Source organism: Bradyrhizobium ferriligni, from assembly GCF_056837965.1.
The window spans coordinates 40271-58542 of the sequence record NZ_JBXEJO010000053.1 but is presented as its reverse complement, the minus strand read 5'-3'; the positions used below and the strand labels follow the sequence as shown (position 1 = coordinate 58542).

The following is an 18272-nucleotide window of genomic DNA, read 5'->3' as shown; positions in this document are numbered from 1 at the left end:
CTAACGCGTACCACTGACAGATTTTGTCAGCATGATATAAAACCATGAAATCGCTTATTTTTGCGCCCAATTGCCAATAAATTACGATCATCATATATAGAAGGAGGACCGGCCACGCCGGCAAGAGCGACAGGAGAACCATGCGTCGAATTGTTGTGACGGGCCTCGGGACAGTGTCCCCGCTGGGCTGTGGTAGCGAACTGGTGTGGTCGAGGCTGCTTGCGGGGCATTCCGGGCTCACAGCATTGCCGGAGTGGGCGGCCGCGCTGCCGGCGCGCGTCGCAGGACAGGTTCCTGACAAGAGCGACGATGCCGAGGGCGGCTTCGATCCCGATTCCGCGGCCCCGCGCAAGGACCAGAAGAAGATGGACCGGTTCATCCTGTTCGCGCTGCTCGCAGCAGCCGAGGCCGTGGCGCAGGCCGGCTGGATGCCGGCCGAGGCACTCGCGCAGGAGCGCACCGCCACCGTGATCGCATCCGGGATCGGCGGATTTCCCGCGATCGCAGACGCCGTGCGCACGGCGGAAAAGAGCGGCCTGCGCCGGCTGTCGCCGTTCACCATTCCCTCCTTCCTGGCAAACCTCGCGGCCGGGCACATCACGATCCGGTACGGCTACAAGGGTCCGATCGGCGCGCCGGTGACCGCCTGCGCGGCGAGCGTGCAAGCGATCGGCGACGGGGCGCGCCTGATCAGGTCCGGCGAAGCCGACATTGCGGTCTGCGGCGGCGCGGAGGCCTGCATCGATCCCGTGAGCCTTGGCGGCTTTGCGGCCGCGCGCGCGCTTTCGACGTCGTTCAACGACACGCCGGCGCGCGCGTCGCGGCCGTTCGACCGCGACCGGGACGGCTTCGTCATGGGCGAAGGCGCGGGCGTCCTCGTCATCGAGGAGCTCGAACACGCACTTCGGCGCGGCGCGAAGCCGATCGCCGAACTCATCGGCTACGGCACGACGGCGGACGCCTATCACATCACCGCGGGCCCCGAGGATGGCGACGGCGCCCGGCGCGCGATGGAGGCGGCGCTCCGGCAGGCCGGCTTGCGGCCCGACGAGATCCAGCATCTCAACGCGCATTCGACATCGACCCCGGTCGGCGATCTCTCCGAGCTCGAGGCCATCAAGCGCGTGTTCGGGCGCGAGGGAAAAGTTGCCGTCAGCGCGACCAAATCGGCGACAGGACATCTGCTCGGCGCCGCCGGCGGCATCGAGGCGATCTTCACCATCCTGGCGCTGCGCGACCAGGTCGCGCCGCCCACGCTCAATCTGGAGAACGCCGATTCCGCAGCACAGGGCATCGACCTGGTCGCGAACGTCGCACGGCGAATGACAATCGAACACGCGATCTCGAACGGCTTCGGATTTGGCGGCGTCAACGCCAGCCTGGTGTTTCGACGATGGTCTTGAGCCGGTCGAGCCTTGCTCGCAATTGAAAGACGCCGCGCGTGTCGCGTCATCTACGGATGAAGAGCGGAGCTGGCGATTGACTCGAGCGTTTTCGAGCGAAGTGGATACCGGTTCGCGTGAAGAAAACGCGTCAAAACAAGAATCCAGAGCCCCGTTCCGATTCCATCGGAACGGGGCTCTGGAATTGCCTAACCGCCCGCCGCTGCGCTGCGTACGCCAATCCGCTCCCCGTCCTGCTTGCGGACGTAGAGATGACGTTCCAGCACGGATTGCATGTTCTCGAACATCGAATAGAGATCGTCGCAATAGACCGACGGATTGTCGAAACCGTTCTTCGTGGAGAAGCGGTGCGGAAGATAGCCTCCGCCGCAGGCGTTCATGAACTTGCACTGCCGACATTTCTCGCAAAGATTGACTGACGCATCGCGTGCGGCTTTCCAGCGAGGTTCGCTCCTGACGTCGTCGATCGCGTGATCGAAGATGTTGAACCTCGTGTTGGTGAAGCCGTCACCCGCAATCCGCAGCACGTCGTGGGCCTCCACCGTGCCGTCAGTCATGACCGTGCAAAGCTCGACCGGCTTGTGGCCCACGCCTTCAGTCGGCGCATTGTTGCCGATCAGGGCAGCGACCATGTCGGAAATGATGCGAACATTCGATGTCGGCGTCGTGCGATTGGCTTCCAGCCACAGGTCGAAAAGACCGTTATAGAACGGGGCAATGGACGACGGCTTCTCGTCCACCGTCGCGTCAGGAATCATGATGTCGTAGTTGGCGATGCCGCACGCGGCGAAAAAATCCGCGTACTCCTGCGGCGCGTAAGCCGGGTTGCAAACCGCGAGGGCGATCACGCCGATGTCGCGCGAGACCAGCATGCGGGCGGCACGTTCCACAGCGGCATGGGTGCCGGTACCTTGAAACGTCTTGCGGTGAGCGTCGTGAATATGTGCCGGCCCATCGATACTGATCGCCACCGAGATATTGCGGGCCTCGAAACAGTCGAGCCACTCATCGTCAACCAGGACGCCATTGGTGGTCACCGCGATGGGGATCTCACAGCCGGTCCTAGATGAAACGCCCTCGCAGGCCTCCGCAAAACGGTGAAAATTATCGACGCCCCAAAGCAGCGGCTCACCGCCGTGCAGGATCACGGGAAAGTCGACGAGGGAGTATCTGGCGACGTGCTGCTCGAGGCGCAGCAACAGCTGCTGCAGCACCTCCGCACTCATCAGCTTGGGCTTGTCATAGACGGCCGCATCGCGAAACCAGTAGCAGTAGGAGCAATCGATGTTGCACCTCGCTGCTACCTTGACCAGCAACTGCGTGATCGGCTGCTCCTGGAACGCGACGGAATTTGAAGCGTCAACCGACATGCGGATACCAGCGAGCTGCGATCGGGCTAGATCATGATGCGTTTCCACGGAATCGCATCATAATCTCATCTGTTTGTTTGAGCATGATCTTCGCGCAAACGCTACGCGTTTGTCGCGAGCGAAAACCGGTTTCCACTTTTCCGGATCATGCTCTAGTAGCCCCTGACGAAGCCACCTCGTCGGAACGCGCCTGCTCCGGGATAATATCCGCCGCCCCTGCGAAATGCGCCGGCGCCCGGATAGTAGCCACCACCCCTGCGAAAGCCGCCCGCATAGGGCCCCCTGGCAAAGGCCCCGCGCCTGAAATAGACCTGAGTTGCCTGGGGCTGGTCGGAAATCACCCCCAGCTGGAAGCTCTCTACGTCTTGAGGGCTCTGTTCTTGAAAGCTCTGTTCTTGAGGGCTCTGTTCCTGCGCGCCCTGTTCCTGAGGGCTCTGCTCGCGCACACCACTCAGCAATGCGTCGATACCCTGATGATCGCTTTCGATTGTCGCACCCGGCCCGTGCAGTTGCAGCAGGCTCGCCAAGACCGTCAGCGTAATCGCCATCGTTGAGCTCCTTTTCGCGATATCACAATCGAACGAAATGTTGGCGCGTGCCTTACGCCGGTCGAGCAACTGAAAGTATAGCAGCGGAAATGCGGCGGAGTCCAGCTATCGCGTTTGATGCTACGCCGAGAACCCGGCTTCCCGGCGACGAGGATCGCCTACCGATCGCCCGCGCCGATCAGTTCGCAAGGGGAACGACCAAGGCAGGCTCGCGAGCGCGCCAGCTTTCGACGATGGTCCTGAACCGGTCGGCTCGTGGCGGATCCGAAAAGACCCAAGTGGCGCTCCCCAGGGGAATCCAAGGCGAGTACCTTGGCCGAGATGGTCATTCGGGCAGCCCTGCTTGCCGCAATGCTTCTTCGTATCGCGCGACGTCCTCAGCACGTCGATAAGGGCCAAGCACATCCTTGAGATTGGAAAGGCGCAGCGTGGGGCTCAGTTCTCGCAGCCGAGCCACTGCCTTGTGTGCCTGCTCCGGCCGGCCGGCCATTGCGTTGCTTGCGGCGGTGATACGTAATCCAGGTCGATAGTCCGGACTGCACTGCAATGCCATTGCCGCCCATGATGCCGCTTCGTCATAGCGCTCCAAAAAGAAATGTGCATACGCGGTCCCCGCTCGCATGCCCATCAGCCACGGATCAAGCGGGCTCAGGCGAATGGCACGTGCGAAGCGCTCGATCGCCGCTTCCGGCTCGCCGAGCCAGAGCTTCACCCAGCCGCCGAAATTCCATGCCTCAGCCAGATTGGAATTAAGCGCGAGCGCGCGATCAACCAAGCCGGCACCTACCCCGAGATCCCCAACAACAAACGCCAACGCATTGCCGCCGGCGGAGAGCGCGATCGCGTCATCCTTGCCCAACTCAACCGCCCGTTGGGTGAGCTTCTTCACTTCGGCAATCGCGTTCGCCGTGTCCGGAATCCAGCCATTGATCCTGGCAATGAGGTAGCAAGAGGCTGCACGACCGTAGGCGGTGGCAAATTCCGGGTCGAGCTCGATCGCGCGGTTGAACAGGCGCAATGCCTCGTCGTTCGCTTGCCGGTTGCCAAACTGATGAAGCCGGGCCAGACCGCGCAAATAGAGGGCATAAGCGTCGAGACTGGCGGTCGGCTTGCGTTTGGCGCGCTCGATCTCGGCTTTTTCCACCGCCGGCGCGATCGCCCCGACAACGCTCTCAGTCACCTGGTCCTGCATATCGAAGATGTCGCCGAGCTCGCCATCGAACCGATCGGCCCAAATATGGGCTCCAGTAGCGGTATCGACGAGTTGTCCGGTAATGCGCACCCGGTTTGCCGCCTTGCGAACGCTCCCTTCCAACACGTAGCGCACCCCAAGCTCGCGCCCCACCTGCTTCACGTCGACGGCGCGCGCCTTGTAGGTGAAGCTGGAGTTTCGGGCGATGACAAATGGCGCCTTGAAACGGGACAGCGCCGTGATGATGTCCTCGGCCATTCCATCGGCAAAGTATTCCTGTTCGACATCGCCAGACATATTCTGGAACGGAAGCACCGCAATCGAAGGCCTGTCGGGCAGCGGAGGCGGACTCTCGGCCTCGTCAGCAAGAACTGGCGCGGCGTCTCGCGTTTCAGTCGGGGCATCGACCTCAAAGGCCCTGATTGGCTGCTGAATGTTCCTTACATGCTGAACGCCAAGATCCGTACCTGGGTCTGTGACCGAAGCTCGCGCGGGCTCTTCTTCCTCGATGATCCTGCCAACAAACCGGAGGCCTCTGCGAGAAACCGTCCGGATCAGGCGTTGCTCCTTGCCGGTATCCCCGATTGCCTTGCGCACGGCATTGACGTGGCTGGTCAGCGTAGATTCGGACACGATCCGTCCTTCCCACACCGCCTTCAGAAGATCGTCCCTTGTCACGACCTGTTCCCGGTTCTGGACCAGGAAGAGCAGCAGATCGAACACCTTCGGTCCAATGGGGATGAGCTCAGAGCCTCGCGTGAGCTCGCGCCGGTCAGCATCGAGGCAATAATCTTCGAACAGAAACGGCACTTCTGATCCTTCTTGGACAAGAAGCCAAGGAAGACTCAATCGCAATTCAGGCCGACTGCAAGGTTTTTTCCCGCTCGAAACAGTACACATTTTCTCACCCTTTGGGAACAAGCCCGGGTTCGAGAAATGGTTGGCCCGCCTCGGACGCGACACGCACCGGGCTTCGCAATCAGTGCAACAAATCTGGCCGCGCCAAGTCACAGCCCCGCCACCTGCATCCCTTCCCCAATGCGAGGATACGTTCATGAACAAGCATATCTTGCGCGACGCCTTGGAGGACGCGTCAGTTGTGCCTGAGGCGTGCCACGTCACTCCAGCCAATGCCGAACGCCCTCACGCGGGTGCGGAAATGGCGCGGGTGCTCGGAACCACGCCATTTTACTTGTCTCTGGATTCCTGCGGCGCCGGAATCGCCCACTGGAAGCATGACCCGCTGCACGACGTCGTCGCGCCCATGAGCCATCACGTCATCATGGCTTACAACGGCACGGTGCAGCGCGTGGAGCGGCGGACGGGAAGCGCGGTTGCGACCGGTACGTTTCGTCCCGGGGTCGTGACCATCATTCCCGAAGGATCGAGCTCTCGGTGGGATATTCCGAAGCCTGTCGATGTCATCCAACTCTATGTTCCGCACTCCACGCTCCAGCGGGTTGCAGGCGAGGTCGACAGCGCCACCTCAACCGATCTGCTGGAGCGAACGGCGCATCCCGACCCCATTACATCCCGATTGCTCCTGACGGTGGCCGACGCCATGGAAGGCAATTGCGCGCTGGATACACTGTTCAGGCATCAGTTGATGGACCTCGTGGCCACGCGCCTGCTGGCGGCGCATATCGGCACGCCGTCCACGTTCCAGCCGATGCAAGGCGGGCTCGCACCGATAGTGTTGCGCCGCGCCATCGAGCGCCTGCGTTCCGACACCGACGCTGACGTATCGCTCGCGGCGCTCGCTTCCGATGCAGGTCTTTCGCGATTCCACTTCTGCCGCGCCTTCAAGGAAAGCACCGGGCTTTCGCCGCATGCCTGGCGGCGCCAGCAACAGCTCGAGGCGGCCAAGAGCATGCTGCGCAACACCGACGCGTCGGTCATCTCGGTCGCAGTCGCGCTTGGCTATTCTTCCCAGACCGCGTTCGCCGCCGCCTTCAGGAAGCTGACGGGGGACACCCCGAGCAATTGGCGACGGCGTGCACGTTGACAGCATCGCCTGTGCGGGAAACAGCACAATTGCGAGAAAGCTCCGACGCAAGCGGGCAAGATGGTCCAAGATGGTCCATGACCGCCAGCGGACTCTGCTCGATCGATATGCTGCGTCCGCTCCGATGCGGATAGCGGACATTCCACAACCGCTCATCCCGCGAACGGATGCCGAAGTTCTTCGGCAAATCCGTCGCCGATGCGTCAACGACCAAGTTCTCGTGATTGATCCTGCGGTGAGACGTACAAGTCACGACGAAACGTGATGTGGCGCTCCCGTTTTCAGGAAGCTTCAAACGCAAAAATAATCTTGTAAGCTCAATAGGTTGCGGACGACTTTGGCGCTCCCTAGGGGAATCGAACCCCTGTTTCAGCCTTGAGAGGGCTGGAAACCTTGCCCGGCCAGGTCCGCACTCGTTCGTCATAATCTAGCCTTGTCAATCACTTAGCTAAAAGCCGTTCTTCGCTGTTCGGCCTTGTACGCCGATGCTTATTCGACGGATATTCGACGACTCCGGGGTCGTATACTATGACAAAGACACTCACTGAGGCTCAGATCACGACTGCCAAGGCGCGCTCCAGACTGGAGCTTGGCGTGCATTGGCGTCGCCTCGATGCCGAGGCGCATCTTGGCTACCGCAAGGGCAAGCGGAGCGGCGTTTGGCTCGTGCGCTGGCGCAATCACCATGACGGAGCCAACTACAAGCAGGCGCCGGTCGGCATCGCCAACGACGTCAACGACAAACTTGCCGAAGGCACGCTGACTTTCGAGCTGGCGGCGGCCCAAGCGCGGGAACACGTCACCCGGTTCAGAATAGAAGCGGCGGCTCAAGCGGCCGGACCGGCACCCACCGTGCGTACGGCCGTAGAGACGTACATCAGGGAACGTAATGCCCGTGATAGCCGACGGGCGGGTCGCGAGGTTCGATCCGATGCTGGTCACCGCTTGCGGCGTTATGTTCTTGGTCAAGAGGAGCGTGGTAGCCAGGAAGCCGTTGAGGCCGCCTCTCTAGCCGCAGTGCATCTGCACGCGCTACGGGAAGATGATCTTTTGACGTGGCGCGAGGATCTTCCTGTCGAATTGAAGGCCACGACAAAACAGCGGCTCATAAATGATCTGAAGGCCGGGCTGAATGCAGCATGGCCCCGCCTGTCGGCGGAGCAAAAGAAGCTGAACCCAACGTTCCCTTCGATTGTGAAAGACGGATTTAAAGCTGAGCGCATCGATGATGATGATGAGTCATCAGTCGCTCGAGACAACCAAGTCCTTGCGGATGCGCAAATCTGCACCCTACTTCGGGCCGCGCGCGAGATCGACGATGAGCAGAGATTCGAAGGCGACCTACATCGCATTGTCGTGTGCCTTGCAGCCACGGGTGCGCGATTTGCACAGGCAAGACGGATGCGCGTCAGTGATGCACAATGGGAAGAGCAGCGCTTGATGGTGCCAGGTTCATACAAGGGGCGTGGTGGCAACGGTGGCTCCGTTCCAGTTCCGGTCGGCGAAGATGTCATCCAAGTCCTGTTGCCAGCCATATTGGATCGCCCAAAAGAGGCGCCGTTGTTCGAGCGATGGAGCTACGAGCAGGAGGCCGGCAGCATCATTTGGAGAAAGTCAAAACGCGGTCCATGGAAGACGGCAGAACTTACTCGTCCATGGCACGCCATCCGAGATCGCGCTGCGCTACCAGACGCTATTCCTTATGCGTTGCGACATTCCAGCATCGTTCGCGGATTGCGAAACCGACTCCCTATTCAACACGTTGCTAAGCTGCACAACACTTCCGTGAAAATGATTGAGCGGCATTACGCTAAATATATCTCAACGGCGTTGGAAGATCTCGCTCGGGCGGCAGTTGTCTCCCTGGTCCCGCGCCACGGCGAAAATTCGGTTGGGCTCGGATGATCAATAAGAGGCGCTTACTGCAAAAGCACACTCTATAGTGGCTTCCACCACACGACTGATAGCATCAGGCTTCCAAACTCGGGGCTTTACCGGGCTGAGGCGACAACCAAGGTAAGAGCCAATTCACGATCTATATGGCAGCCGTGCCATCGTCAGCTGTCATCAGGACCGCGAACCTGTCCAGGGTCGGCTGGTTTCGCATTGACACCAACCAGAGCCAACAGAGATTGCACAATGACTAGACGACGGCGACCGACCGTCGTCGTGGCAACTCGACCATCTCCGATTAGTTCATAGATCTTGGTCCGCCCGAGACCTGTCGCTTCACAGGCCTCCGCGACAGTGCAGGTCACCCGCTGCGCAAACGGGAGGCGACGCAGATGGCTGGGCACCGGCATATCTGCGGCTGCACTACGTTCAACTTGGACACTGCTTTCGAGGTCCTGACCACGCCGTATCAAGATCGCGTCTCCTCCATAATCGAAGGAGCTACCCTGAGGCGCCCCGCATTCAACGTCAATGGAAGCAAAGGAGCAGAAGGGAGGGCCCTAGCGAGCGTCAGGAAGTGGCAGAAAAGACTCGGCTACGAACGACAACGCTGAATTTTTCGTAACTGAGATTGTACCCGATCAGGACGACAGGAGATCTGATGCTGGACAGGGCATCGGAGGCGTACTCCGCATCAGTCTTGACGCCACGCAAGCTGCACAACAAAAACCCGAAGCCCTTCAAATGGACTAAGTCTGCCAACCAGATTTTGGCTTCCGTTAAACGCTTCTGCAACAAAGCTCACCAGACTTTATGTGGTGAACTTTAGATTCACGTGACTAGCACTACTTTGGCAGATTGCTGGATTTCTTATCAGGATTCCCGAATCAATTTTTCAATGATTCATAAGTGGCCTACCGATCAGTCGTTCGTGGAGGAGTAACCGCTGAGCAGCTATCGGCCATCAGAACAGGCTGCGCATCCTTCCAATCTGCTTGGCTCCGATGGCCTGTATTGCAGATATCCAGCACTCTTTCCGATCTTTAAAACAAGCAATGCTCTTGGTGTTACCCCACTCCCTACCGCGCAAGCGGGAGGGCTAGATAACGCCGTTATCTAGCACCTTGCTGCAAAGTTGATCGAGCGAGCCAAAGACTGCCAACGACTTCTGAAGGGCCCCTAAGCTTGTACAAATTCGCGGTTCGCGGTCAACTACCGACGTAGTGGACGGTCATCCGCGGCCTATGGAGTAGAGGCCGTGAGGCCTTACTCACCGCCTTCGTAGAACAGCTCCAATGGTAGGCCGACCAGCGCCTTGCCGATCCAGTCCCGTGCGATCACATTCGACGGGCCCATCGCGATCGCTGCGCGCGCGTCTCGATAGGATCGCTCGATCGGACCCCGATGGTAGCCATAGCCGCCGGTCACCGTCAGCGCGGTGGCCGCGACCTTGTTGGCGACCTCGGCGGCGTGGACCTTGAATTCGGTCAGCGGAATCAGGATCTCGCTCTGCGGCCTGCCGGCGCGCCACAGCACGTCGAGTCGCGCCGCGAGCTCGTTGCGCCACGGCCGCAAGGTCTCGACGAGCACCTTGGCGGCGCCGAGCTCCTGCCGGATCGCCTGGTAATCCGATAGGCTCTTATTCCGATCCTTGTGCACGAAGCTCGTGGTGTGCGCCACCGCCGCGTTCAGCGCTCCGCGCGCCACGCCTTCCCAGACCGCGCCGAGTCCGATCAGGTAGACCGGCGACACGCCGTCATAGATGATTTCCTTGCCCTGCCCCTCGCCGCCGAGCCGGTCGTGTCGTGGCACCCGCACATTGCTGTAGCGGATCGGGCCTGAATGATTGGCCCGCACGCCGAGCGCATCCCAAGGCCGTGATTCGATCCCTTCGGCCTTGCCGTCGACGATGAAGAACACGATATCGGCCTGGTCCTTTGCGCCGGGCGTGCGCGTCTGCACCACATAGTAATCGGCTTGGCCCGAGCTGGTCGTGAACGACTTCTCGGCATTGACCAGATAATCCTCGCCATCGCGCGAGGCTTCCGAGAGATTGAACCACCAGTGCCCGCCGGTGGCGCGCTCGCTGGTCGAATAGGTGCCGAGCAGGCCGCCATTGTTGGATTTGAGCCAGCGCTCCTTCTGGTCGGCGCTGCCGAACAGATTGATAGTTTGGGCCGCGCCGACATGCATCACATAGACGAGGCCGGTCGAGGCATCGGCTTGCCCGATGCGATAGGCGGCTTCGGCGAAGTCGACGTGAGCGAGGCCGAGCCCGCCATGCTGCACCTCGTTCAGCACACCGGTCCATCCGGCCTCCGACAGCGCACGCAGATTCTCGCGCGGAAACCGGCTCTCCTTGTCGTTGCGATCGGCGTTCACCTTTACGGTGGCGTCGATCGCGGCGTCGAGTCTTGCATAGACGTCGTCGTCGATCTTTCGGGCGAGATTTTCTTGGGCCATGGTCATTCTCCTGTCCGGGTTGATGTCAAGCGACAGCCTGGGTCGGCTGCCGGCTCGGATCGGCTTGTGACGATCCGCCGAGATAGAGCGTCTTGATGTCGCCGCGCCGCCGCAGTTCGGCGGCGGCACCCGCGAGCACGCTGCGGCCGTTCTCGAGCACGACAGCGTGGTCGGCGAAGCGCAGCGCCACCGTCGAGTTCTGCTCCGCGACCAGGATCGACAGACCCTGCTCGGCATTGAGCTGTTTGAGCGCGCGAAAAATCCCCTCCACGACGAGCGGCGCCAGCCCCATCGACGGCTCATCGAGCACCAGCAACCGCGGCCGCGACATCAGGGCGCGGCCGATCGCTGTCATCTGCTGCTCGCCGCCGGAGGTCAGCCCGGCCAGCGAACGGCGCCGCTCCTTCAGCCGCGGAAACAGCGTGTAGACGCGGTCGAGATCATCTGCGGTCTCGGCGCGGGTCGCATCGCGCCCGATCGCGCCGGTGAAGAGGTTCTCCTCGACCGTCAGCGACGCAAAACAGTGCCGCCCTTCGAGCACCGGCACGATGCCGACCCGCACTAGCGCGGCGGCCGATATGCCGGCAAGATCGTGGCCGTCGAACAGGATGCGGCCCGCAGTGATCTGGCCGCGGCGGGCGGGCAGCAGCGCCGACACTGCCTGCAAGGTGGTCGATTTGCCGGCGCTGTTGGCGCCGAGCACGGCGACAATTTCGCCCGGCCGCACCACGAGCGACACGTCGCTGACGGCGCGGATGGCGTGATTGTAGGTCGCGGCCAGGCCGTCGACTGAGAGCAGGACTTCACTCATGGTTCGATCCGTCGAGTTACCGGCTGCGGGAGGCATAAGGCTCCCGCAGCGGCGCGATCAATTACTGGCTGACCGGATCGTCGCCGGAAGTGCGGGGCTTGATGCCGTGCTCCTGGGCATAGGCGGCCGCGGACTTCTCGATGATCGGCCGCAGGGACGCCCAGTCCGGCGCGATCCAGTCCGACACCACCTTCCACCTCGCGCCATCCCACTGCTGGAAGGTGACGCGGCCGTCGCCCTCGTGATTGTCCCAAGTGACATTGATCGAATGGAACAGCCCCTTGGCGCCGAGCGCCTCGACCCGCGCCGGATTCAGCTGCAGATGCTCAAAGCCCCAGCGCACCTCGTCGCCGGTCAGCGTGCGCTTGCCGAACTTCGCCTGCGCGATCCTGATCGCCTCGACGTTGAGGATGCCGTTCACGATGCCGAGGTTGTGGTAGACGCTGCCGATCCGCTTCTTGTCGTCGAGATTGCCCTTGCCTGCGCCATAGACGGTCTTGATCACCTCTTGCAGCACCGGATATTCGGCACCGGAGGCTTGCGTGGTGATCGCGATATAGCCTTTGGCGGCGTCGCCCGCTGGGATCACGTCTTCCTCGGAATTGGACCAGACATTGCCGATGATGTGGTCGGCCGGGAAGCCGACCTTCTGCGCGGTCTTCAGCGCCACCGGATTCATCACGCCCCAGCCGCGCAGCACCACATAGTCGGGCTTGGCGCGCCGGATCGAGAGCCACTGCGACTGCTGCTCGTTGCCGGGATGCGGCACCTCGATCTGCTCGACGCTGAAATGATACTTGTCCGCGAGGAGCTTGTAGATCGGGATCGTCTCCTTGCCGTAGGGCGAGCCGTGATAGAGCACGACGATTTTCTTGTCCTTGAGCCTGTCGACGCCGCCTTCGCGGCTCGCGATGTAGTTCACGATACCAGAGGTCTCGCTGTAAGGATTGAGCAGCAGCGGGAAGACGTAGGGAAAGACGCGACCGTCGGTCGAATCGGTGCGGCCATGGTTGACGGTGATCAGCGGCACCTTGTCCTTGGTGATGCGGTCGATCATGGCGTAGGCGATGCCTACCGACAGCGGATTCCAGGCTGCGACGCCGGGCCGGTTCTTCAACCGCTCATAGACCTCGACGCCGCGCTCGACCTCGTACTGGGTCTCGCCCTCGTCCCAGGTCAGTTTTACACCGTTGACGCCGCCGTCGCGGATATTGATTAGGTTCAGATAGTCGATGAAGCCGCCGAAGAAGCCGGTGCCGCCGGCGGCATAGGGGCCAACCCGATAGCTTTGCAGCGGAAAGAACTGCTCGTCGGCGTGGACCGCCGGTGCTCCGGCAAATGCAAGGACACCCACTACCCCCAGCGCGAATTTCAAGTGTCGAAACCTCATCGTCAGCTCCTTGATGTGTCAGTTGCAGGAAACGTCTTGCGGAAGCCGGTCCACGCGGCCGACGCCGCGCGAAACCGGTCCCACAGCGCGATCAATCCGCGCGGCTCCGCGATCAAAAAGGCGATGATCAGCGCACCGACCACGATGCGCTGGCTCATCTCCAGCACGCCGGAGTCGAACACGCCACCGAGCAGCGCCGCGCCGAGCCGCGACAGGATCAGCGGAAACACCACGATGAAGGCCGCGCCGAGGAACGCGCCGCGCAGCGATGCCAATCCACCGATGATGATGATGAAGAGGATCTGGAACGAGCGATCGAGATTGAAGCCGGCCGGCTCGACCGTGCGCAGGTAGGCAAAGGCCCACAGCACCCCAGCGACCCCGATCAGGAACGAGGAGACGCCGAACGCCAGCAGCTTGGTCCGTAGCAGCGGCACACCGATCACCTTTGCCGCGATCTCGTGATCGCGGACCGCGATGAAGTTGCGGCCGGTCTGCGATTGCAGCAGCAGCAAGGTCAGGATCGTCGCCACCGTCACGACGGCCAGCGAGAACAGGTAGCGGCCCGCCGCGCTGGTGAAGGAATAGCCGGCGATGGTCAGCGCCGGCGCGTCGATCACGCCGGACGGATTGTCGTTGGAGAACCAGCCGAACTTGGTCAGCGCCCATTGTACGAAGAACTGCGCCGCGAGCGTCGAGACCGCGAGATAGAACCCGCGCAACCGCAGGCTCGGCAGCCCGAACACGATGCCGATCGCGGCCGCGACGAGGCCGGCCAACACCAGATCGAGCAGCAGCGGCAGCTCGGGCACACGGAGATGCAGATTGTAGGCGGCATAGGCGCCGACCGCGAGGAACGCGGCCGAGCCGAGCGACACCTGCCCAGCATAGCCGGTGAGGACGTTGAGCCCGACCGCGGCGAGCCCGAGCGCGAGGAACGGCGTCAGAACCGCGTCCATCAAATAATCCGAACCGGCGAGCGGGATAACGCCGAACGCAATCACTGCGCCGATGCCGATCAGGATGCGGTCGATGGGGCGGGTCTGGCGCGGGTTCGAGGTTGCGTCCACGTGCTAGACCCTCTCGACCAGCTTCTGCCCGAACAGTCCCGAGGGCCGCACCAATAGGAATGCCAGCGCGACGACATAGGCCGCCCAAGCCTCGATGCCGCCGCCGACCAACGGGCCGACATAGACCTCGGCGAGCTTCTCGATCGCGCCGATCAGGAGGCCCCCGACGATGGCGCCGGCGATCGAATCGAAGCCGCCGAGCACGAGCACCGGCAGCGCCTTGAGCACCACCAGCGACAGCGAGAACTGCACGCCGAGCCGCGCGCCCCACAGCAATCCGGCGACCAGCGCAACGATGCCGGCGACCGTCCACACGATGGCCCACACCCGCGGCAGGCGAAGGCCGACCGCAAGTGCTGCAAACGGATCGTCGGCGACGGCGCGGAACGACAGCCCTGTCCGCGTGGTGCGGAAGAACAGCGCGAACAGCGCAACCAGGCTGCCCGCCACCGCCGCCGCGAACAGGTCGAACCGGCTGATGAAGACGCCGGCGATATCGAGCGGCACGTCGCTGATGCCGATGTCGAGGCCGTGGACCTGGGTGCCCCACAACAGCTGCGCCGCGCCTTCGATCACATAGGATAGCCCCAGCGTCGCCATGAACAAGGTGATCGGCGGCTGGTTGACCAGCGGCCGCAACACCGTGCGCTCGACCGCGACACCGAGCGCGACCATGATCGCGAGTGTCGCCAGCAGCGCGAGCGGAAGCGCGACGCCGCGCTCGACCAGACTGACGAAGGTCAGCGCCGCGAACAGCAGCATCGCGCCCTGCGCGAAGTTGAGCACGCCCGAAGTCTTGTAAATCACCACGAAGCCGATCGCGACCAGCGAATACATCACGCCCGATAGCAGACCGCCCACCAGCACTTCGATGAGGAATTGATAGTCAAACATCAAAGTGCGAGCTCCGTTTCGTCCGCATGCGCGACGCCGAGATAGGCATCGACGACCGCCTGGTCGGACCGCACCTGGTCCGGCGTGCCGTCGGCGATTTTGCGGCCATAGTCGAGCACCGCGATGCGATCGGACAGCCGCATCACCACACCGATGTCATGCTCGATTAGGACGATGGTGGCGCCATAGCTGTCGCGGGCGTTGCGGACATGCGCAGCCAATTCGTGCTTCTCGCCGAGCGTGACGCCCGCAAAGGGCTCGTCGAGCAGCAAAAGCGACGGCCGCGCCACCAGCGCGCGCGCCAACTCGACGCGCTTCTGCAAACCATAGGGCAAGGTTCCGGCGGCGCGGTCGCGCACCTCGCGAAGGTGCAGGAAGCCGATGACGTCTTCTGCGGCGGCGCGGTTCTCCGCTTCGATCCGCCGCGCCAGAGGCGAGCCGGCGATCTGGCGCAGAAAGCCGGCGCGGACCCGGTGCGCCAGTCCCATCAGGACGTTGTCGCGCACCGAGAGGCCCTTGAACACAGCGAGATTCTGGAACGTCCGCGCCACACCATGCTGCGCCAGCCGCGCCGTCGGTACATGGCCGAAGGAATGCTCGCCGAGCCAGACCCGGCCCCGGTCCGGCCGGTAAAGCCCGCTGATGACATTGAGCAGCGAGCTCTTGCCGGCACCGTTGGGGCCGATCACCGCGCGGATCTCGCCTTGTGCGACCTCGAGATCGACGTCGCGCAGTGCGGCGACGCCGCCGAACGAGAGCGAGATGTTAGCAAGCGCGAGCACCGGCTGGATCTCGCCACTGTCTCGTTTCACGAGCGCACGGTCCGCGACGTCCGCGCGCGCGGACAAGGGCGCAGAGAGCGCCGGCTCGACAAGGGCGCCATCCAATGGAAGCACACCCGCGCTTGCTGCGATCATGGTCACGCCAATGTTTCCCGGATCACTCGGCGGCCTGGACGTGCCGCGACGCGTCCGCTTCCAGTGCACGCACCAGCGGAATGATGCGGCGGCCGAAATACTCGACCTCTTCCTGGAAATGGAGGAAGCCGAGCAGCACCAAGTCGACCCCGACCGCCTTGAGCGCGATGATGCGCTCGGCGATCTGCTCGGGCGTGCCTATCAGGTTGGTCTTGAAGCCGTCATTGTACTGGACGAGATCCTCGAAGCTCGATTTGGCCCAATTGCCCTGACCTTCCGGCGAGGCCTTGCCGGCGTTCTTGACCTCGTGACCAAAGGCATCGACGGCCTCCGGATCGGCCTTGACGATGATTTCGTTGAGGACGCTGCGCGCCTCGGCCTCGCTATCGCGCGCGATCGCAAACGCATTGACGCCGATCCTGACCGAATGGTTGTTGGCCCTTACCTTGGCCCTGATGTCGTCGACCTGCTTCTTGATCTCATCGACCGAGTTGCCGTTGGTGAAGTACCAGTCCGACACCCGCGCGGCCATGTCGCGCGCCGCGCGTGAGCTGCCGCCCTGGAAGATCTCGGGCAGCGGCTGGGCCGGCTTCGGCTTCAGCGTGTAGTCGCTGAAGCGATAGAAATCGCCGCGGAAGGTAAAGCTGTCTTGAGTCCAAATCCCGCGTAGCGACCGGATGAACTCTTCCGAGCGCCGGTAGCGTTCGTCGTGATCGAGCCAGGGTTCGCCGATCGCGGTGAACTCGCCACGGAACCAGCCAGAGACGATATTGACCGCAACGCGGCCCTCGGTGAGCTGGCTGATGGTGGCAATCTGCTTGGCGGCGACCGCCGGATTCCAAGGCCCGGGCAGCAGCGCCGCGATCACCTTCAGCTTCGTGGTCGCCGCGAGCAGCGCGTGGCTAAAGGCGACCGGCTCGTGCTGGAACTCGGCGCCATAGCCGGCCGTAAAGCGGATCTGGCTCAGGGCATAGTCGAACCCCGCCTGTTCCGCGATCTGCGCCAGCCGGCGATTGTAATCGATATCCCACCCGGTTCGCTGCTCGATCTTGCTGATCACGAGGCCGCCGGAAACGTTCGGCACCCAATAGGCGAATTTGATCTGATCATGGTTCGCGGTCATAGGAATGTCCTTCTGAAGTTTGGATTTGCAAGTGTGACGCAAGCAACACGATGCATTCACGCTGCGGCTGGCGCGGGTTACGACACAGCTCGTTCAAGCCGTCACTGAGATCGGGATGGGAAACTTTGCGCGATCAGCCCTGATCCGCGCCGGCGCGCAATCGGTGCGTCAACAACACGGTGCGCGATAGGACATCAGCTGCGCAACGCAGGTTCGAGATCGGTCAAAGAGGCCCTTGAAAGTCATCCACGTTCCCCTCGCAAGCATCATCGGCGAGCAACCAATACTCTCAGAGAAAATTGGGACGAGCGAGTCCAAGCCAAACTCTTTTTCAGCGCGTCCGGGAAAGCGGTATTCTTTTGTTGACGCGAAACGCGACGATTGTTGCCATGCAGGCGAAAACTCGGTTGCGAAGACTCGCCTGCTGAAGATAATGGCAAGCGGCTTTGATAGCAAAATCGAGAGCCGTCCAACAAGTGTATCGCTGGACCTCCATTGCATCAGCAGTTGAATTTCCTGCCATCGGAATGACACGAGCGCGAAGACTGTGGTTATCCATTTGCCAAATCCGAGCAGTTCCTTGCGATGCGGTGTCGCTGGCTTAGTTTATCCAATAGGAGGTTGCGGCCGCGATCGATCGATAGGTTGGATTGGACAGATTACATTGCCCCCCTCTATTCAGAAACGAAGTGATCGGCGTTGTCGGGCAGCGAGGGTCTACTTCGCCGCTGAGTCTCCCTCATAAAGCGAGGCACGTTTGTTTTTCATTTGGAATGTTATCTCGCGGCGAGATCCTTCTCCGTCGAGGCTGGTTCGAAGAACGCCTTTGCCTTTAGATGATTTCGCAGAGCGACTGGCCTGTACGGGCCAAAGCTCGTAAAGTTGCGGACCGAGCTCATCGCAAGCCTTTGATAGACCGTCTCGTGAAGTTGCGCGGTTTCTGGCACGTCGCGGACCGCTTTCGACCAACGGAATGCGGTTCCGCCCATCCGACCATTCGTCGCGCATCATTCCATCGGCCGGCGGATAGAGCCGTAACAGGTTCTTGTCGACGATCACGCGCCCTGCTTCGGGAATCTTCTCGGTGATGAATTCCACCATCCAGTCGAGTGTGATGTCAGACAGCCGAGACTCGTTCTCACGATAGCTTCGGCTGTCACAGGTTGTTGAGATTGCAGAACCTGCGATAGGGC

Annotated in this window: 15 protein-coding genes, 1 tRNA gene and 1 pseudogene; 4 read left to right on the top strand and 13 right to left on the bottom strand. The window is 61.8% G+C overall.

The window, feature by feature from the left end; genetic code table 11:
• The first annotated feature begins 140 nt into the window (after positions 1–140).
• Entirely contained in the window at positions 141–1403 is a 1263-nt protein-coding gene (gene fabF / locus AC1VNY_RS28430) for a beta-ketoacyl-ACP synthase II (RefSeq protein ID WP_482407673.1), read from the top strand.
• A gap of 188 nt (positions 1404–1591) precedes the next feature.
• On the opposite strand, the gene AC1VNY_RS28425 is transcribed toward fabF, so the two are convergent.
• The 3 genes from AC1VNY_RS28425 to AC1VNY_RS28415 all read right to left on the bottom strand — a co-directional run bounded on the left by AC1VNY_RS28425 (position 1592) and on the right by AC1VNY_RS28415 (position 5323).
• Positions 1592–2773: a radical SAM protein gene (locus tag AC1VNY_RS28425; protein ID WP_482407672.1), complete on the bottom strand. Its 1182-nt coding sequence runs from the start codon at positions 2771–2773 to the stop codon at positions 1592–1594.
• 152 nt (positions 2774–2925) lie between these two features.
• A complete protein-coding gene (locus AC1VNY_RS28420) occupies positions 2926–3321 on the bottom strand; it encodes a hypothetical protein (protein WP_482407671.1) in 396 nt (131 codons plus the stop codon).
• Positions 3322–3646: 325 nt separating this feature from the next.
• The gene (locus tag AC1VNY_RS28415) at positions 3647–5323 is read right to left on the bottom strand and encodes a winged helix-turn-helix domain-containing protein (protein WP_482407670.1); all 1677 of its coding nucleotides are present in this window, start codon (positions 5321–5323) and stop codon (positions 3647–3649) included.
• Between the two features lie 244 nt (positions 5324–5567).
• Here AC1VNY_RS28415 and AC1VNY_RS28410 point away from each other — a divergent pair, with 244 nt between their 5' ends.
• Entirely contained in the window at positions 5568–6518 is a 951-nt protein-coding gene (locus AC1VNY_RS28410; protein ID WP_482407669.1) for a helix-turn-helix domain-containing protein, read from the top strand.
• A 338-nt stretch (positions 6519–6856) separates the two neighbouring features.
• Here the strand turns inward: AC1VNY_RS28410 and AC1VNY_RS28405 are convergent.
• Positions 6857–6974: transfer RNA gene (locus AC1VNY_RS28405), tRNA-Glu, on the bottom strand.
• Between the two features lie 72 nt (positions 6975–7046).
• Here AC1VNY_RS28405 and AC1VNY_RS28400 point away from each other — a divergent pair.
• Positions 7047–8423, top strand: a complete 1377-nt coding sequence (locus AC1VNY_RS28400; protein WP_482407668.1) for a tyrosine-type recombinase/integrase — start codon at positions 7047–7049, stop codon at positions 8421–8423.
• Positions 8424–8575: 152 nt separating this feature from the next.
• On the opposite strand, the gene AC1VNY_RS28395 is transcribed toward AC1VNY_RS28400, so the two are convergent.
• On the bottom strand, positions 8576–8821 hold the full coding sequence (locus AC1VNY_RS28395) for an excisionase family DNA-binding protein (RefSeq protein WP_482407683.1): 246 nt from the start codon (positions 8819–8821) through the stop codon (positions 8576–8578).
• 299 nt (positions 8822–9120) lie between these two features.
• Between AC1VNY_RS28395 and AC1VNY_RS28390 the strand changes: the two are divergent.
• Positions 9121–9240: pseudogene (locus AC1VNY_RS28390) on the top strand (IS630 family transposase); the annotation flags it as partial.
• A 437-nt stretch (positions 9241–9677) separates the two neighbouring features.
• Here AC1VNY_RS28390 and AC1VNY_RS28385 read toward each other — a convergent pair.
• The 8 genes from AC1VNY_RS28385 to AC1VNY_RS28350 all read right to left on the bottom strand — a co-directional run bounded on the left by AC1VNY_RS28385 (position 9678) and on the right by AC1VNY_RS28350 (position 18177).
• Entirely contained in the window at positions 9678–10874 is a 1197-nt protein-coding gene (locus AC1VNY_RS28385) for an acyl-CoA dehydrogenase family protein (protein ID WP_168855825.1), read from the bottom strand.
• A 25-nt stretch (positions 10875–10899) separates the two neighbouring features.
• Positions 10900–11685, bottom strand: coding sequence for an ABC transporter ATP-binding protein (locus AC1VNY_RS28380; protein ID WP_482407667.1), 786 nt, complete (start codon positions 11683–11685; stop codon positions 10900–10902).
• Positions 11686–11746: 61 nt separating this feature from the next.
• A complete protein-coding gene (locus AC1VNY_RS28375; RefSeq protein WP_482407666.1) occupies positions 11747–13075 on the bottom strand; it encodes an ABC transporter substrate-binding protein in 1329 nt (442 codons plus the stop codon).
• A gap of 2 nt (positions 13076–13077) precedes the next feature.
• The gene (locus tag AC1VNY_RS28370) at positions 13078–14109 is read right to left on the bottom strand and encodes a branched-chain amino acid ABC transporter permease (protein ID WP_482407682.1); all 1032 of its coding nucleotides are present in this window, start codon (positions 14107–14109) and stop codon (positions 13078–13080) included.
• A gap of 39 nt (positions 14110–14148) precedes the next feature.
• Positions 14149–15039, bottom strand: coding sequence for a branched-chain amino acid ABC transporter permease (locus AC1VNY_RS28365; protein WP_168855828.1), 891 nt, complete (start codon positions 15037–15039; stop codon positions 14149–14151).
• Positions 15039–15956, bottom strand: coding sequence for an ABC transporter ATP-binding protein (locus AC1VNY_RS28360; protein WP_482407681.1), 918 nt, complete (start codon positions 15954–15956; stop codon positions 15039–15041). Before AC1VNY_RS28360 ends, AC1VNY_RS28365 begins: the two co-directional genes overlap by 1 nt.
• 22 nt (positions 15957–15978) lie before the next feature.
• Entirely contained in the window at positions 15979–17079 is a 1101-nt protein-coding gene (gene sfnG / locus AC1VNY_RS28355; RefSeq protein WP_482407665.1) for a dimethylsulfone monooxygenase SfnG, read from the bottom strand.
• A 717-nt stretch (positions 17080–17796) separates the two neighbouring features.
• The gene (locus AC1VNY_RS28350; RefSeq protein WP_482407664.1) at positions 17797–18177 is read right to left on the bottom strand and encodes a hypothetical protein; all 381 of its coding nucleotides are present in this window, start codon (positions 18175–18177) and stop codon (positions 17797–17799) included.
• Positions 18178–18272: the final 95 nt, after the last annotated feature.

Bases quoted from the DNA above. Each gene is read 5' to 3' on its own strand.
- fabF (WP_482407673.1), top strand. From the start codon at position 141: ATGCGTCGAATTGTTGTGACGGGCCTCGGGACAGTGTCCCCGCTGGGC.
- AC1VNY_RS28360 (WP_482407681.1), bottom strand. From the start codon at position 15,956: ATGATCGCAGCAAGCGCGGGTGTGCTTCCATTGGATGGCGCCCTTGTC.
- AC1VNY_RS28420 (WP_482407671.1), bottom strand. From the start codon at position 3,321: ATGGCGATTACGCTGACGGTCTTGGCGAGCCTGCTGCAACTGCACGGG.
- AC1VNY_RS28375 (WP_482407666.1), bottom strand. From the start codon at position 13,075: ATGAGGTTTCGACACTTGAAATTCGCGCTGGGGGTAGTGGGTGTCCTT.
- AC1VNY_RS28400 (WP_482407668.1), top strand. From the start codon at position 7,047: ATGACAAAGACACTCACTGAGGCTCAGATCACGACTGCCAAGGCGCGC.
- AC1VNY_RS28365 (WP_168855828.1), bottom strand. From the start codon at position 15,039: ATGTTTGACTATCAATTCCTCATCGAAGTGCTGGTGGGCGGTCTGCTA.
- AC1VNY_RS28395 (WP_482407683.1), bottom strand. From the start codon at position 8,821: ATGCCGGTGCCCAGCCATCTGCGTCGCCTCCCGTTTGCGCAGCGGGTG.
- AC1VNY_RS28385 (WP_168855825.1), bottom strand. From the start codon at position 10,874: ATGGCCCAAGAAAATCTCGCCCGAAAGATCGACGACGACGTCTATGCA.
- sfnG (WP_482407665.1), bottom strand. From the start codon at position 17,079: ATGACCGCGAACCATGATCAGATCAAATTCGCCTATTGGGTGCCGAAC.
- AC1VNY_RS28425 (WP_482407672.1), bottom strand. From the start codon at position 2,773: ATGTCGGTTGACGCTTCAAATTCCGTCGCGTTCCAGGAGCAGCCGATC.
- AC1VNY_RS28410 (WP_482407669.1), top strand. From the start codon at position 5,568: ATGAACAAGCATATCTTGCGCGACGCCTTGGAGGACGCGTCAGTTGTG.
- AC1VNY_RS28380 (WP_482407667.1), bottom strand. From the start codon at position 11,685: ATGAGTGAAGTCCTGCTCTCAGTCGACGGCCTGGCCGCGACCTACAAT.